This window comes from Sphingobium sp. B2D3C (genome assembly GCF_025961835.1).
Lineage (GTDB): Bacteria > Pseudomonadota > Alphaproteobacteria > Sphingomonadales > Sphingomonadaceae > Sphingobium.
The window spans coordinates 1,533,368-1,547,194 of record NZ_JAOQOK010000001.1 but is presented as its reverse complement, the minus strand read 5'-3'; the positions used below and the strand labels follow the sequence as shown (position 1 = coordinate 1,547,194).

At 64.4% G+C, this 13,827-nt stretch carries 15 protein-coding genes; 13 read left to right on the top strand and 2 right to left on the bottom strand.

What is annotated here, in order from left to right:
• Positions 1-32 precede the first annotated feature (32 nt).
• Complete coding sequence (locus M2339_RS07170; RefSeq protein WP_181559452.1) at positions 33-815, top strand: CDP-alcohol phosphatidyltransferase family protein; 783 nt, start codon at positions 33-35, stop codon at positions 813-815.
• Here the strand turns inward: M2339_RS07170 and M2339_RS07165 are convergent.
• Positions 775-1,002 (bottom strand): hypothetical protein, encoded by a 228-nt coding sequence (locus M2339_RS07165; RefSeq protein WP_181559453.1) that lies wholly within the window; start codon positions 1,000-1,002, stop codon positions 775-777. The genes M2339_RS07170 and M2339_RS07165 overlap by 41 nt on opposite strands.
• A 210-nt stretch (positions 1,003-1,212) precedes the next feature.
• Here M2339_RS07165 and rpsB point away from each other — a divergent pair, with 210 nt between their 5' ends.
• The 12 genes from rpsB (at position 1,213) to rpmE (ending at position 12,462) form a co-directional block, all read left to right on the top strand.
• Positions 1,213-1,971 carry a 30S ribosomal protein S2 gene (gene rpsB / locus M2339_RS07160; protein ID WP_181559454.1) on the top strand — a complete coding sequence of 253 codons (759 nt, stop codon included), beginning with the start codon at positions 1,213-1,215 and terminating at the stop codon, positions 1,969-1,971.
• A gap of 114 nt (positions 1,972-2,085) precedes the next feature.
• A complete protein-coding gene (gene tsf / locus M2339_RS07155; protein ID WP_264587071.1) occupies positions 2,086-3,012 on the top strand; it encodes a translation elongation factor Ts in 927 nt (308 codons plus the stop codon).
• A 106-nt stretch (positions 3,013-3,118) separates the two neighbouring features.
• Positions 3,119-3,841: a UMP kinase gene (pyrH, locus tag M2339_RS07150; protein ID WP_264570121.1), complete on the top strand. Its 723-nt coding sequence runs from the start codon at positions 3,119-3,121 to the stop codon at positions 3,839-3,841.
• Between the two features lie 18 nt (positions 3,842-3,859).
• Entirely contained in the window at positions 3,860-4,417 is a 558-nt protein-coding gene (frr, locus tag M2339_RS07145) for a ribosome recycling factor (protein ID WP_264570122.1), read from the top strand.
• A gap of 60 nt (positions 4,418-4,477) precedes the next feature.
• The gene (locus tag M2339_RS07140; protein ID WP_264575953.1) at positions 4,478-5,221 is read left to right on the top strand and encodes an isoprenyl transferase; all 744 of its coding nucleotides are present in this window, start codon (positions 4,478-4,480) and stop codon (positions 5,219-5,221) included.
• A complete protein-coding gene (locus M2339_RS07135; protein WP_264570124.1) occupies positions 5,218-5,883 on the top strand; it encodes a phosphatidate cytidylyltransferase in 666 nt (221 codons plus the stop codon). The genes M2339_RS07140 and M2339_RS07135 overlap by 4 nt, the downstream gene beginning before the upstream one ends.
• The gene (locus M2339_RS07130) at positions 5,880-7,046 is read left to right on the top strand and encodes a 1-deoxy-D-xylulose-5-phosphate reductoisomerase (RefSeq protein ID WP_264570125.1); all 1,167 of its coding nucleotides are present in this window, start codon (positions 5,880-5,882) and stop codon (positions 7,044-7,046) included. Before M2339_RS07135 ends, M2339_RS07130 begins: the two co-directional genes overlap by 4 nt.
• Positions 7,043-8,179 carry a M50 family metallopeptidase gene (locus M2339_RS07125; RefSeq protein ID WP_264587072.1) on the top strand — a complete coding sequence of 379 codons (1,137 nt, stop codon included), beginning with the start codon at positions 7,043-7,045 and terminating at the stop codon, positions 8,177-8,179. The genes M2339_RS07130 and M2339_RS07125 overlap by 4 nt, the downstream gene beginning before the upstream one ends.
• Before the next feature lie 175 nt (positions 8,180-8,354).
• Entirely contained in the window at positions 8,355-10,967 is a 2,613-nt protein-coding gene (gene bamA, locus M2339_RS07120) for an outer membrane protein assembly factor BamA (RefSeq protein WP_413714896.1), read from the top strand.
• Positions 10,967-11,635, top strand: a complete 669-nt coding sequence (locus M2339_RS07115) for an OmpH family outer membrane protein (RefSeq protein ID WP_264575948.1) — start codon at positions 10,967-10,969, stop codon at positions 11,633-11,635. The genes bamA and M2339_RS07115 overlap by 1 nt, the downstream gene beginning before the upstream one ends.
• Before the next feature lie 6 nt (positions 11,636-11,641).
• A complete protein-coding gene (gene fabZ / locus M2339_RS07110) occupies positions 11,642-12,124 on the top strand; it encodes a 3-hydroxyacyl-ACP dehydratase FabZ (RefSeq protein WP_264572650.1) in 483 nt (160 codons plus the stop codon).
• A 110-nt stretch (positions 12,125-12,234) separates the two neighbouring features.
• Positions 12,235-12,462 carry a 50S ribosomal protein L31 gene (rpmE, locus tag M2339_RS07105; protein ID WP_181559464.1) on the top strand — a complete coding sequence of 76 codons (228 nt, stop codon included), beginning with the start codon at positions 12,235-12,237 and terminating at the stop codon, positions 12,460-12,462.
• A gap of 103 nt (positions 12,463-12,565) precedes the next feature.
• On the opposite strand, the gene M2339_RS07100 is transcribed toward rpmE, so the two are convergent.
• On the bottom strand, positions 12,566-13,726 hold the full coding sequence (locus tag M2339_RS07100; protein WP_264606277.1) for a S41 family peptidase: 1,161 nt from the start codon (positions 13,724-13,726) through the stop codon (positions 12,566-12,568).
• Positions 13,727-13,827 lie beyond the last annotated feature (101 nt).

Sequence of the window (13,827 nt, the reverse complement as noted above, 5' to 3'; positions counted from 1 at the left end):
GGTGGACCCGCGCCTGTTTCGGATCTGATATGATGGCGCGACCGCGTCCCATCGCCCGGATGAGCCGCGGCATCACGCTGCGTCAGGTCGCACCGAACGCCATTACGGCGATGGCGCTCTGCTTTGGTCTCACCGCCATTCGCTATGGTATTTCCGGTGAATGGCAGCTTGCCGTCGCGGCGATCATCTTTGCCGGCGTGCTCGATGGCGTGGACGGACGTGTCGCGCGCCTCCTGCGGGCGGACAGCCGCTTCGGCGCGGAACTCGATTCGCTCTCGGACGCGATTGCCTTTGGCGTCTCGCCGGCGCTTCTTGTCTATCTCTGGTCCTTGCAATCCATGCCGCGCTTTGGCTGGATCGTCGCGCTGGTGCTGGCGCTCAGTTGCGCGCTGCGCCTCGCGCGCTTCAATGCCAGCCTTGATGTGATCGATCAGCCGCGCAAGGCTGCGGGTTTTCTCACTGGCGTGCCTGCCCCGGCCGGCGCCGGCATTGCTTTGCTGCCGCTCTATGCCTGGTTCATCACCGGATTGGACGTGTTCCGCGACTGGCGGCTTGTCGCCCCGTGGATCGTCATTTCGGCCTTCCTGATGATCTCCAGCCTGCCGACGCTGGGCTGGAAGGGGCTGCGCGTGCCGCCGGCCTGGCGCCTGTTCGCCATTCTGCTGGCCGGCATCTTCGCCGCGAGCCTGATGGTTGCGCCGTGGCACGCTTTGCTTCTGCTGTCGCTGGCATACATCGCGCTGCTGCCGGTCGGGCTGGTCAGCTACGCTCGAGTCAAGCGGCGGCTCGTGGCGGCATCGCTATCGCAAGGCTGAGGCCCGTCGCGGCGACGGGCTGTGCCGTGTGCCGCTGGCCGGCCCGCTCGGGCGTCCAACCTTCCAGATCCAGCGTCCGCAGGGCGCGCATCATCGCGCCATGGCGCAGGCGCAGTTCATGGACCATGATCGTCGCCGCCAAAGTCGCCGCAACCGCAAACAAGGCACATCCCAGAATATAGAACATCGTCGTCCCTTTCCTGTGTCCACAGCATCGCCATGGCTTGATGTTCACTATTTGTTCTTGTTCTCGCCGCCTGTCAAGCGTGATGTGCAGACTTGTGCTCCTGTCGGGCTTGGTCTAAGGGCGCGCGTCTAACCCACATGGGATTCGCCACATACCGGTGCCGCTTCGCGGTCACTGAATCCCAGAGGCTCAACCGGAAGGAGATATATTATGGCGGCACCCGTCGTCACCCTGCACCAATTGATCGAGGCCGGCGCGCACTTCGGCCACCAGACGCACCGCTGGAATCCCCGCATGAAGCCGTACATCTTCGGCGAGCGGAACGGCATCCACATTCTCGATCTCTCGCAGACAGTTCCGCTCTTCGCCCGCGCGCTGGACTTCGTGTCCGCGACGGTCGCCGCTGGCGGCAAGGTGCTGTTCGTCGGCACCAAGCGCCAGGCGCAGGAGCCGATTGCCGAGGCCGCCCGTCGTTCGGGTCAGCACTTCGTCAATCACCGCTGGCTTGGCGGCATGCTCACCAACTGGAAGACCATTTCCGGCTCGATCAAGCGGCTCAAGACGCTTGAGGAGAAGCTGTCGGGTGACACCCACGGCCTCACCAAGAAGGAAGTGCTCCAGATGACGCGCGAGCGCGACAAGCTCGAGCTGTCACTCGGCGGCATCCGCGACATGGGCGGCATTCCGGACGTGATGTTCGTCATCGACGTCAACAAGGAAGAGCTGGCGATCAAGGAAGCCAACACGCTGGGTATTCCGGTGGTCGCGGTTCTCGACTCGAACGTCGATCCGTCGGGCATCGCCTTCCCGGTTCCGGCCAATGACGACGCCAGCCGTGCCATCCGTCTCTACTGCGAGGCTCTGGCCCAGGCTGCCACGCGCGGCAACCAGAACGCCGCAGCGGCATCCGGCATGGACCTTGGCGCCATGGACGAGCCGCCGGCTGAGGAAGCGCTCGCGCAGGCCTGATCGGCGCCGTCAAACGCACGCAACAATGTGCGGGCAGGGCGCCGGATCGGGAACGATCCTGGCGCCCGCCTGACATCTGGCAATATTGAATTCGAGATTTGAGGAACAAGAGACATGGCAGAGATTACCGCAGCCGCCGTCAAGGAACTGCGCGAGCGCTCGGGCGCTGGCATGATGGACTGCAAGAAGGCGCTTGCTGAAACCAATGGTGACGTGGAAGCCGCAGTCGACTGGCTGCGCGCCAAGGGCCTTGCCGCCGCGCAGAAGAAGTCGAGCCGCACCGCAGCCGAGGGCCTCGTGGTCGTGGCTGTCGATGGCACGAGCGGCGTTGCCGTCGAAGTGAACAGCGAGACGGACTTCGTCGCCAAGAACGATCAGTTCCAGGGCTTCGTCCGCACGGCCGGCGACGTGGCGCTCAAGAACGCCATCGGCGATGCCGAGGCTCTGCTGGCCGCGCCGCACCCGGCCGGTGGCACGATCAACGATGCGCTGGTGACCAATGTCGCCACCATTGGCGAGAACCAGCAGCTCCGTCGCGTGAAGGCTGTTTCGGTCGATCAGGGTCTGGTCATCGATTACATGCACAACGCTGTGGCGCCCTCGCTCGGCAAGATCGGCGTGCTCGTCGCGCTGGAAAGCCCGGCCGGTGCCGACGTGCTCGCCCCGCTCGGCAAGCAGATCGCCATGCACATCGCGGCGGCCTTCCCGGTCGCGCTCAAGGCTGAGGACATTCCGTCCGAGATCCTCGACCGCGAGCGCAAGATCGCGGCTGAGAAGGCTGCCGAGTCGGGCAAGCCCGCCGACATCGTCGCCAAGATGGTCGACGGCGCCGTGGCGAAGTTCGCCAAGGAGCAGGCGCTGCTCTCGCAGATCTTCGTGATGGACAACAAGACGCCGATCGCGGACGTCGTGGCCAAGGCCGCGAAGGATGCCGGCACGACCATCGTCCTCAAGGACTATGTGCGCTTCCAGCTCGGCGAAGGCATCGAGAAGGAAGAGAAGGATTTCGCGGCGGAAGTCGCGGCCGCCGTCGGCGCCTGATCCTTTCCTTCATTTATTACGCACCGGGCGCGCTCGGTGCTTGGCATGGCGGCGCGGGCTTACTAAGGTCCGCGCCGCTCCCGTCTCTGGAATTTGTTAGGCATTCATGACCACGACCGCCCCCAAGCGCATTCTCATCAAGCTCTCGGGCGAGGCCGCGATGGGGGCTCAGAGCTTCGGTATCGATCCGGGTACTGTCGCGCGCGTGGCTGGGGAAGTGAAGGAAGCCAAGGAGTTCGGCTTCGAGATCTGTCTGGTGATCGGCGGCGGCAACATCTTCCGCGGCATGGCCGGCGCAGCGCAGGGCATGGACCGCGCCAATGCCGATTATATGGGCATGCTGGCGACCGTCATGAACGCCCTCGCCATGCAGGATGCGCTGGAGCATCTGGGCGTCGCGACGCGGGTGCAGTCCGCCATTCCCATGGCCAGCGTTTGCGAACCCTATATCCGTCGTCGCGCCCAGCGGCATCTGGAGAAGGGCCGGGTGGTGATCTTCGCCGCCGGCACGGGCAATCCCTATTTCACGACGGACAGCGGCGCGGCGCTACGGGCGGCTGAAATGAGCTGCGATGCGCTCTACAAGGGCACGTCGGTCGATGGCGTTTATGATGCCGATCCCAAGCTCGTCGATTCCGCAAAGCGTTTCGATCGCGTGAGTTACGATCAAGTGCTCACACAAAATCTCAAGGTGATGGATGCCAGCGCCGTGGCGCTGTGCCGCGATAACGCCATTCCCATCATCGTGTTCAACATTCGCGAGCAGGGCAACCTTGCCCGCGTGCTGCGCGGCGAGGGTGTCTCCACCCTGGTCGACAGCGGTCGCTAGGTTCATCGGAGAGGCAAGATGGCGAAATATGACAAGGCTGATCTGGAGCGCCGCATGGCAGGCGCCGTCGACGCGCTCCAGCACGATCTGAACGGACTGCGCACGGGCCGGGCCAATGTGGGCCTGCTCGATCCCATCACCGTAGAGGTGTACGGCGCCAAGATGCCGCTTAACCAGGTCGCGACCGTTTCTGCGCCGGAGCCGCGCCTGCTCTCCGTGCAGGTGTGGGACAAGTCCAATGTCGGCCCGGTCGACAAGGCGATCCGCTCGGCGGGCCTCGGCCTCAATCCGATTGTCGATGGGCAGAACGTCCGTCTGCCGATTCCCGACCTGACCGAAGAGCGCCGCAAGGAACTCGCCAAGCTGGCGGGCCAATATGCCGAGAAGGCGCGCGTCGCCGCCCGCAACGTCCGCCGCGACGGCATGGACAATCTGAAGACCGACGAGAAGAAGGGCGAGATCAGCGAGGACGAGCGCAAGCGCGCCGAAGCCGACGTGCAGAAGCTCACCGATTCGACCATAGCGGATATCGATGCGGCAGCGCAGGCGAAGGAAAAGGAAATCCTTGGCAAATAATCCGTCCTTCGACTGCCGAGGGAGAGGCCAGGGCCATTTATGAGCCTTTTGAGGTCCAGGATGACGCGCAAGGCCGCGCCGACCCCCGCCCAGACCGGCGGGGAAGGGGCGGTGCCGCGCCATGTCGCGATCATCATGGATGGTAATGGTCGTTGGGCGAAGGCGCGCCGGCTGCCACGCGTCGCCGGTCATCGCGCCGGCGCCGAGGCCGTGCGCCGCACCCTGCGCGCTGCGTCCAAGCTCGGTATCGAATGCGTGACGCTCTATGCCTTTTCGTCTGAGAACTGGAAGCGGCCCGAGGATGAGATTGCCGACCTGACCGGCCTGATGAAGCAGTTTCTCCGCTCGGAAGTGGACGATCTGCACGAGGCTGGCATCCGGCTGAAGATCATCGGCAATCACCATGCCTTCGAGCCGGAAGCGGCAGCGATGGTCGATGCCGCCGTGGCGCGCACCGCCGCCAACACCGCGTCCACGCTGGTGGTCGCGCTCAATTACGGGTCGCAGGACGAACTGGCCCGCGCCATGCGCACGCTTGCCCAACAGGTGCAGGCCGGCACGCTGGCGCCAGAGGCGATCACGCCCGCGGTCATCGCGGCCCAACTCGATACTGCTGACCTGCCGCCGCTCGATCTGTTGATCCGCACCTCGGGCGAAGTGCGCCTTTCCAACTTCCTGCTCTGGCAGGCGGCCTATGCCGAGCTGTATTTCACCGAGACGCTCTGGCCGGACTTCGACGAGGCGGCGCTGGCAGCGGCGGTGGAAAGCTACGCCTGCCGCGAACGCCGGTACGGAGGCCGATGATGGCGGAACGCGCGCCTCGCTCCGATCTGGCGGTTCGCACCGGCTCGGCGATCGTGCTGCTGGTCGGCGCCGGGCTCGCGCTATGGGCCGATGGCGCGGTGCTGATCCTGCTGGTGGCGCTGGTGAGCGCCCTCGTTTTCTGGGAATGGCGCGGCCTCGTCCGGCGCTTTCCCGATGGCACGCTCGCCCGGATGCTCTGGCTGCTCTTCGGGCTGATCTATATCGGCGGTGCGGCGCTAGCGCTGCTGTCTCTGGGCGCGGCGACGCGCTGGCTGCTGATCGGCATCGTCATCGCGACGGATGTGGGCGCCTATTTCGCCGGGCGGACGATTGGCGGGCCGAAGATCGCACCGGCGATCAGTCCGTCCAAGACCTGGGCGGGTCTTGGCGGCGGCATGACCGCCTCGGGGCTGCTGGTGGCGGTTGTCGCCAGTGTGAGCCTGCAGCCCGGCTTCGTGCTGGTCAGCGCGCTACTCGGCGCAGCCATCGCTGTGGTGGCCCAGGTGGGCGACTTCTTCGAAAGCTGGATGAAGCGGCGGGCGGGCGTGAAGGATAGCGGCAATCTCATCCCCGGCCATGGCGGCATGTTCGACCGGGTGGACGGCCTGCTGCTGGCCGCCATTCTGGCTGCTCTGGCCAGCGCAGGAGGAATGCTGGGATGATCGTGCCGCGCACCGTTTCCGTCTTCGGCGCGACCGGGTCGGTTGGCACCTCCACGCTCGATCTCATTGCGCGCGAGCCGGAGGCGTTCGAGGTTCTGGCCGTGACCGCCGGGGACGATGTCGACAAGCTCGCCGCGATCGCCATCACGCACCGCGCCCGCCGCGCGGTCATCGCCAATGAGAGCCGTTATGGCGCGCTCAAGGCTGCGCTGGCCGGTAGCGGCATCGAGGCCGCCGCCGGCGGCGAGGCACTGATCGAGGCGGCCCAAATGGGCGCGGACTGGACCATGGCCGCCATTGTCGGCTGCGCGGGACTGGCTCCCACGCTTGCTGCGGTCGCCGGGGGCAAGACCGTGGCGCTGGCCAACAAGGAGGCCTTGGTTTCGGCCGGTGACGTCATGATGGCGGCGGTCGCCCGCAGTGGCGCCGCGCTGCTGCCGGTCGACAGTGAGCACAACGCAATCTTCCAGTGCCTCGCAAGCGGCGGCCTCGACGCCGTGCGCAAGATCACGCTCACCGCCAGCGGCGGCCCGTTCCGCACGCTCAGCCGCGAGGCCATGCGCACGGTGACGCCGACGCAGGCGGTCAAGCATCCCAACTGGTCGATGGGCCGCAAGATCAGCATCGACAGCGCGACGATGATGAACAAGGGGCTGGAGCTAATCGAGGCTTATCACCTCTTCCCCATCGGCCTTGAGCGCTTTTCGATCCTCGTTCACCCGCAATCGGTTATCCACTCGATGGTCGAGTATCGCGATCGGTCGACCATTGCGCAGCTGGGTTGCCCGGATATGCGCATCCCCATCGCCAGCGCGCTGGCCTGGCCGCAGCGCATGGAGACGCCCTGCGAGCCGCTCGATCTGGCCACGCTCGGCCGGCTGGATTTCGAGGCGCCCGATGAGGAGCGCTTCCCCGCGCTGCGCCTTGCGCGCGAGGCGATCCAGGCCGGCGGCGGCGCACCGGCTATTCTCAATGCCGCCAACGAGATCGCCGTTGGCGCGTTCCTCGATGGGCGGATCGGCTTTCTTGATATTGGCCGGATCGTCGAAGACGTGCTAGCCCGCAGCGACGCCGGCCGCATCGCTACGCTCGAGGATGTTCAGGCCATCGACAGGTCGGCGCGTGCAATGGCCGAGCGGCTGACGGCGGAGCTCATCAATTGACCGATAACCCCGGTTTCTTCTTCACGATCCTCGCGTTCCTGCTGGTCATCGGCCCGCTCGTGTTCGTTCATGAGCTGGGACATTATCTCGTCGGCCGCTGGTTCGGCGTTCATGCCGAGACCTTTTCCATCGGCTTCGGCAAGGAAGTCTTCGCCTGGCATGACAAGCGCGGCACGCGCTGGCGCGTCGCTGCGCTGCCGCTCGGCGGCTACGTCAAGTTCGCCGGAGACATGAACGCGGCCAGCCAGTCCGACCCGAGCTGGCTGCAACTGCCGCCGGATGAGCGCAACCGCACGTTCCAGTCCAAGTCGGTCGGCAAGCGGGCGCTCATCGTGCTGGCCGGGCCGCTTATCAACCTGCTGTTCGCCGCGATCATTCTGGGCGGCTTCGCTTATGCCTATGGCGAGAATGTCACCCCGGCGGACGTGACGGCGGTGGAAGCCAATTCCGCGGCGGACCGCGCCGGCATCCTGCCCGGGGACAAGATTCGCGGCGTGGATGGCAAGCCGGTGGAGCTGTTTGGCGAGCTGCGCCAGATCATAGTGACCAAGCTGCCCGGCGAGGAGGTGACCCTCACTGTCCAGCGTGGCGGGGCAGCGCGCCAGATCCCGGTGAAGATCGGCGAGGTCGTGCAGGTCGATCGATTCGGCAATGAGTTCCGTTATGGCGCGCTGGGCGTGCGCAGCCTTGAATCGGTTTCGCGCACTGTCGGGTTGCTTGAGGCACCCTGGGTCGGCGTGCGCCGCACGGGCGAGCTGATCGGCATGATGGCAAGCGGCCTCGCCGACATCGTCACCGGGCGACGCTCTGTCGATGAACTGGGCGGACCGCTCAAGATCGCGCAGATTTCCGGCGAGCAGGCGGCATTGGGTCCGGAGGCGCTGATTGCCTTCGTGGCGCTGGTCTCCATTAACTTGGGGTTCATCAATCTCTTGCCAATTCCCATGCTCGACGGGGGTCATTTGTTCTTCTACGGAATAGAAGCTATTCAGCGCAGGCCAGTCAGTCCACGCTTTCAGGAAATGGCGTTTCGGTCGGGCCTCGCGCTTTTGCTGGGGCTGATGATCTTCGTGACTTTGAACGATCTGGCGTCGTTTGGCGTCTGGCGAGGGCTGAGCGGCTTGATTGGCTGATCGGGTTGGGGCAGGGGAGGCAGCGCGGATGCGGCTTCCCAAGATGAAGTGCATTCAGGACATGTCGAGGAATCTGAGTTTGAGCGAAGCAGCACGCATTTCATCGACACAGGGCCGCCTCGCGCCGTTGCTCCTGTGTGGCACCATCCTGGCGGGCTTTGGCTCCGTGCCGGCGATGGCACAGGCCACCGGGAGCGCTGCGGCGCAGCCGGCCCCCGCGCTGCCTTCCGCGCCTGCGGTTCAGCCGGTGACCGCCGAAGAGCGCACCATCTCCGCCATCACGGTGGAAGGTGCCCAGCGCCTCGAGGCGGACACGGTCCTCTCGTACACCAAATTGCGGATCGGCAACAAATACACCCGCGAGACGCTTGATGAGGCGCTGCGCGAGCTTTACGCTAGTGAGCTGTTCTCGGACGTGCAGATCCGCGACAATCAGGGCGCGCTCACCATTCAGGTGACCGAGAACCCGGTCATCAATCGCATCGTGCTGGAGGGTAACAAGCGCCTCAAGGACGACAAGATCCTCCCCGAAATCCGCATGGCGCCGCGGCAGATCTACACGCGCTCCAAGGTGCGCGCGGACGTCGCCCGGATCATCGAGCTGTATCGTCGCCAGGGTCGGTTTGCAGCGGTTGTCGATCCCAAGCTGGTGCAGCTCGATCAGAACCGCGTCGACATCGTCTACGAGATCACGGAAGGGCCGAAATCCAAGGTCCGCCAGATCAACATCATCGGCAACGACAAATTCTCCGATGGGCAGCTGCGCAGCGAGATGGCGACCAAGCAGTCGCGCTGGTTCCGCGTCTTCTCGTCCGGCACCACCTACGATCCCGACCGGCTGGCCTATGACCAGCAGAAAGTCCGTCAGTTTTACCTGACGCAGGGCTATGCCGATTTCCGCGTCGTGTCCGCGGTGGCGGAGCTGACGTCGAACAAGCAGGACTTCATCATTACTTATGTGGTGGAGGAAGGCGACCGCTACAAATTCGGCGACGTGACCGTGCAAAGCGATATTCGCGACCTCAGTTCCGAGGGCCTGTCCCGCTCGCTGCGGATGAAGAAGGGCGACTGGTACAACGCCAAGGCCGTGGAAGACACGGTCGAGCAGCTCAACCAGACCGCCGGTCTGTTCGGCTATGCTTTCGCCGACGTGCAGCCCGAGTTCAATCGCAGCCGCGAAGACCTCACCATGGGCATCACCTTCCGCATCGCCAACGCGCCGCGCGTTTATGTCGAGCGGATCGATATCAACGGCAACACGCTGACGCAGGACAAGGTGATCCGCCGCGAGTTCCGTCTGCACGAGGGCGATGCGTTCAACACTTTCCAGGTCCGCCGTTCGCAGGACCGGATCAACTCGCTGGGCTTCTTCCAGGAACGTCTGGAGATCGACCAGAAGCCCGGGTCCGCGCCCGATCGCATCGTGCTGGAAACCAATGTCGAGGAAAAGGCGACCGGCGAGCTTCAGCTCTCCGCCGGCTTCTCGAGCCTTGAGCGCTTCATCCTCTCGGCGTCGGTCACGCAGCGCAACTTCCGCGGCATGGGCCAGGAACTGCGCACTTCGGTCAATTATTCGAGCTACTCAAAGTCCGTGAACGTCGGCTTCACCGAGCCCTACTTCCTGGACAAGAACATCGCGCTGGGCGGCGATATCTTCCGGCAGGATACGAACTCGTTCAACTACCTGTCCGGTAATGACCGCAACACGCTGTACAGCCAGGTCCGCACCGGCTTCCAGCTGCGTGCCGGTTTGCCGATTACCGAATATCTCTCGCTGGCGTTGCGCTATGGCCTCTCGTTCGAGGACGTGACGCTGGACAAGGCCAACTATTATTCCGACCGTGAGCAAGCCGGCAACTTCCAGTGCGACCCTCTGCGCGCAAGCCAGTATCTGTGCGATGCCATCGGCAAGCGCACCACGTCGTCGATCGGCTATTCGCTAATTTATGACATGCGGGACAACCGCATCCGTCCGACGCGCGGGCACAGCATTACGTTCAGTCAGGACTTTGCCGGTCTGGGCGGTAACGTCCGTTACCTGCGCAACCGTCTCTCTGCCGATAAATATTGGCCGCTCGGCGGCGGCTTCATCTTCTCGGTGAAGGGCGAGGCTGGCTACATCCATTCGTTCGAAGATGGCGCGGGGCCGAATTCCGACCCCGTCCGCCTCGTCGATCGCTTCTTCCTGGGTGAGCCGCAGTTGCGCGGTTTCGATATTCGCGGCGTCGGGCCGCGCATCGTGCGCAAGCCTTATCTGTACGACGAGAATAATAACGTCATCGGACTGAGTGAAAATCGTGACCAGTGGTCCGATGACGCTCTGGGCGGCCGCGCTTACTATCTCACGCACTTTGAGATCGAGATTCCTCTCGGTGCCGGCGCGCGCGACATGGGCCTGCGTCCGTCAGTGTTCATCGATGCCGGTGCCGTCTTCGGCGTCCGTCGTCCGAACTTGATCGACCTGCCCCAAAACATCGATTTCCCCATCCGGGATGCCAGCGGCTTGAGGCAGTGCATCACGCCTGCGACCGACACGACCGCCAGTTCGCTTTCGTCCATTCCCGATGGCGCTAGCTGTCCTTCCGGTACGACGCCTTACGTAACGTCGATTGGTGGCTTCAAGGAAGTCTTCCTCGGCGACAGCCCCAAACCGCGCGTTTCGGTCGGTTTCGGCGTGAACTGGAATTCGCCCTTCGGTCCGTTCCGGATCGATATCGCCAAGGCCCTGGTGAAGGTCGACGGCGATGATACCAAGCTTGTAACCTTCAACATAGGGACACAATTCTGATGCGTAACTCCATCTTTTCCGCTGTTGCGCTCGCAACGGCATCGGTCGCGGCCCTCAGCGTTTCCGCGCCGGTTTCCGCACAGGTCAAGCAGGCGATTGCCGTCGTCAACATCGACGAGGCGATCGGCCAGTCCAGCGCGGCTACCACGGCCAGCCAGCAGATGCAGGTGACCTACAAGTCGAATATCGACCAGATCAACACACGTCGCACCGCGCTGCAGACCGAGATCCAGCAGAAGCAGACGGCGCTGCAGACCGCGGCTCAGGCCGCTGGCCAGAACCCGCCCGCTGCCACGCAGACCACCCTGCAGAACCAGTATAACGAGCTACAGCGTCGCGCGCAGGAAGCGCAGGCCGAACTGCAGCGTCTCGAGCAGCCGCTCCAGCTCGCCCGTGCCTATGTGCTCGAGCAGATCGGCGCCAAGCTGCCCGAGGCCATGCGCAACGTGATGACCAAGAACAAGATCGACTTGCTGGTGAAGGCGGAAGCCGCAGAAGCCTTCCAGCCCACGGCGGACGTCACCCGTCTGCTCGTGCAGGAGATTAATGCACTGGTCCCGTCCGTCAGCATCACGCCGCCGCAGGGTTGGCAGCCCGGTGGTCAGCAGCAGCAGCCTGCCGCTGCAGCGCCGGCTGCGCGCACGCCGACGGCTGGCGAAGGGCGCTAATCACCGATGAGCGAAGCGGAAAGCGCAGGGGCTGAACAGAGCGGCGGACTCGATATCCGTGGCGTGCTGGCAGCCTTGCCGCATCGTTACCCGTTGCTGCTGGTCGACCGTGTGGTTTCGATGGTTCCCAAGACCTCGATCCACGCGGTCAAGGCGGTGTCGATGAACGAGCAGTTCTTCCAGGGGCATTTCCCCGGGCGTCCGATCATGCCGGGCGTGCTCATCGTCGAGGCGATTGCCCAGGCTGCCGGTATCCTCGCCGTCGAGTCCCTCGGGCTCGCCGGCACGGGCAAGCTTGTTTATTTCATGACCATTGAGGGCGCGAAGTTCCGTGCGCCTGTCGAGCCGGGGCATCTGCTGGACCTCCATGTCGAGTTCACGCAGCTGCGCGGTTCGGTCTGCAAATTCTCCGGCAAGGCCAGCATCGACGGCAAATTGTGCGCAGAAACAAACTGCGTCGCGATGATCGCCGATCCGCCGAAGGACTGAGCGGGACGCAAAGCCCGCAGCGCCTTGCCAAGCCGGCCCTTTCCCGCTAAGGGCCGCGCTTCCCTAACGCCCCGGACCGGTCGGAAACCGGTCATTTCAGGAGCCGACACATGAAAAAAGACACGCATCCCGAATATCATCTCATCACCGTGCAGATGACGGACGGGACCAGCTTCCAGACCCGCTCGACCTGGGGCAAGGAAGGCGACACGATGACGCTGGAAATCGATCCGACGTCGCACCCGGCATGGACCGGCGGTCAGCGCCAGCTCGATCAGGGCGGCCGTGTTGCCCAGTTCAACAAGCGCTTCGGTGGCCTCACGCTCAAGAAGAACTGAGCGGTTCCACCCAACGTTTGAGAGGAAGGCTCCGATTTTCGGGGCCTTTTTCTTTGTCAGGAGCGCCGACGGAGGCCTGGCCGCGCCCGCATAATGCTGACCCTCAGCGCGCTGTATCCATCGGGACCGGCTCGGGCTGGAAAGCTTCCCTAGGCGTCCCATCGACAGCGTAAAGGCGCTCGGTCGGCAATTTGATGATCACGCCGGATTTGGGCAACGCATGATCGTAGATCGCGCCTAGGAGCCCCGCCATCCTGCTGCCTTGCACGCGCGCGCCTATGGCATGCAGGCCTATCGCCAGGCCTTCGCCCATGCTCCCCGTCCAGCGCGAGACCCGCACGAGGACCGGGCCGGCATGATGCTTCCCAGCCAGTGGTAGCACCTGCTCGATCCACTGCCGCGCAATGCCGGTCTCGCGCTCTTCGACGGGCAGGTTGTGAATTTGATAGGCGGTGGGCTGGGTGACGAACCAGCCCATGACCGCCCGCGCCACCGTGGTATTGCCGCCGCTGGCCGTGTCTGTCAGGTCGAGGATGATCGGCTTGCCCGGCGTCAGCGCTGCCATGGCCGTATCGAAGGCGGGGATCGTGTCATCGCGACCGAGGGAATCGTGGAAACGGATGATCGCCGCGCCGCTGGCGTCCTCGGCAACCGAGAGCGGCGGCATATCCGGATGATTGAGGGCGTACAGATTGGGCAGTTCGACCGTGCGCGGTGACCTGCCGCGGGCCTTCACGGTCAGCTGTCGCGGACGGTCGCGACGGCCCGCGGCGAGCACGCGCGCGGCATAGCCGGCATCGCCTTCGCCCGACGCGACGCCGAGGTCGGTCCAGAACGCGTCGACCGCTGCCTGTACAGGCGTTCCGGCAATGGCGATCAGCTCGTCGCCGGCTTGCACACCGGCCTGTTCCGCCGGGCTGCCGGCCCGGACCTGCTCGATACGATAGCCAGCGCCGCGCCGCTCGATCCACAGGTCGCCATAGCTTGGGAAAACCGCCCAGCTGTTGGAGAAGGAGGCCCCCGTGATTGCATGATGGTCGGCGAGAATCATGAGGGCGCGTTCTGCAAGGCGGATGAGGCCATCCTCATCGCGCACCGCCTCGGCTTCCGCCTGGAGCCGGGAGGGCAGGCGATATTCGCCGCCTGCAAGGCGCTCGGGATAGGCATAGGCTTCCGCGATGATGCCCGGAAGTGCACGGGCATCCTCCTGATAGGGATTGGTCTGTCCCAGCGCGCCACTGGCAGAGAGGGCCAGGGCGCCCAAGGTTAGGGCAAGGCGGCAGAGCCTCAGTTTCAGCATCATGTGTCCTGCGGCCAGGGGAGTCGATGCCACAGGATATCGCGTCGGACATCCAAGCAAAAGGC

What these genes read in the sequence shown, in the direction of transcription:
- bamA (WP_413714896.1), top strand. Translation starts at nt 8,355, where the DNA reads ATGGCACAGGCCACCGGGAGCGCTGCGGCGCAGCCGGCCCCCGCGCTG.
- M2339_RS07130 (WP_264570125.1), top strand. Translation starts at nt 5,880, where the DNA reads ATGATCGTGCCGCGCACCGTTTCCGTCTTCGGCGCGACCGGGTCGGTT.
- rpmE (WP_181559464.1), top strand. Translation starts at nt 12,235, where the DNA reads ATGAAAAAAGACACGCATCCCGAATATCATCTCATCACCGTGCAGATG.
- M2339_RS07140 (WP_264575953.1), top strand. Translation starts at nt 4,478, where the DNA reads ATGACGCGCAAGGCCGCGCCGACCCCCGCCCAGACCGGCGGGGAAGGG.
- pyrH (WP_264570121.1), top strand. Translation starts at nt 3,119, where the DNA reads ATGACCACGACCGCCCCCAAGCGCATTCTCATCAAGCTCTCGGGCGAG.
- M2339_RS07135 (WP_264570124.1), top strand. Translation starts at nt 5,218, where the DNA reads ATGATGGCGGAACGCGCGCCTCGCTCCGATCTGGCGGTTCGCACCGGC.
- frr (WP_264570122.1), top strand. Translation starts at nt 3,860, where the DNA reads ATGGCGAAATATGACAAGGCTGATCTGGAGCGCCGCATGGCAGGCGCC.
- M2339_RS07115 (WP_264575948.1), top strand. Translation starts at nt 10,967, where the DNA reads ATGCGTAACTCCATCTTTTCCGCTGTTGCGCTCGCAACGGCATCGGTC.
- M2339_RS07170 (WP_181559452.1), top strand. Translation starts at nt 33, where the DNA reads ATGGCGCGACCGCGTCCCATCGCCCGGATGAGCCGCGGCATCACGCTG.
- rpsB (WP_181559454.1), top strand. Translation starts at nt 1,213, where the DNA reads ATGGCGGCACCCGTCGTCACCCTGCACCAATTGATCGAGGCCGGCGCG.
- M2339_RS07165 (WP_181559453.1), bottom strand. Translation starts at nt 1,002, where the DNA reads ATGTTCTATATTCTGGGATGTGCCTTGTTTGCGGTTGCGGCGACTTTG.
- tsf (WP_264587071.1), top strand. Translation starts at nt 2,086, where the DNA reads ATGGCAGAGATTACCGCAGCCGCCGTCAAGGAACTGCGCGAGCGCTCG.
- fabZ (WP_264572650.1), top strand. Translation starts at nt 11,642, where the DNA reads ATGAGCGAAGCGGAAAGCGCAGGGGCTGAACAGAGCGGCGGACTCGAT.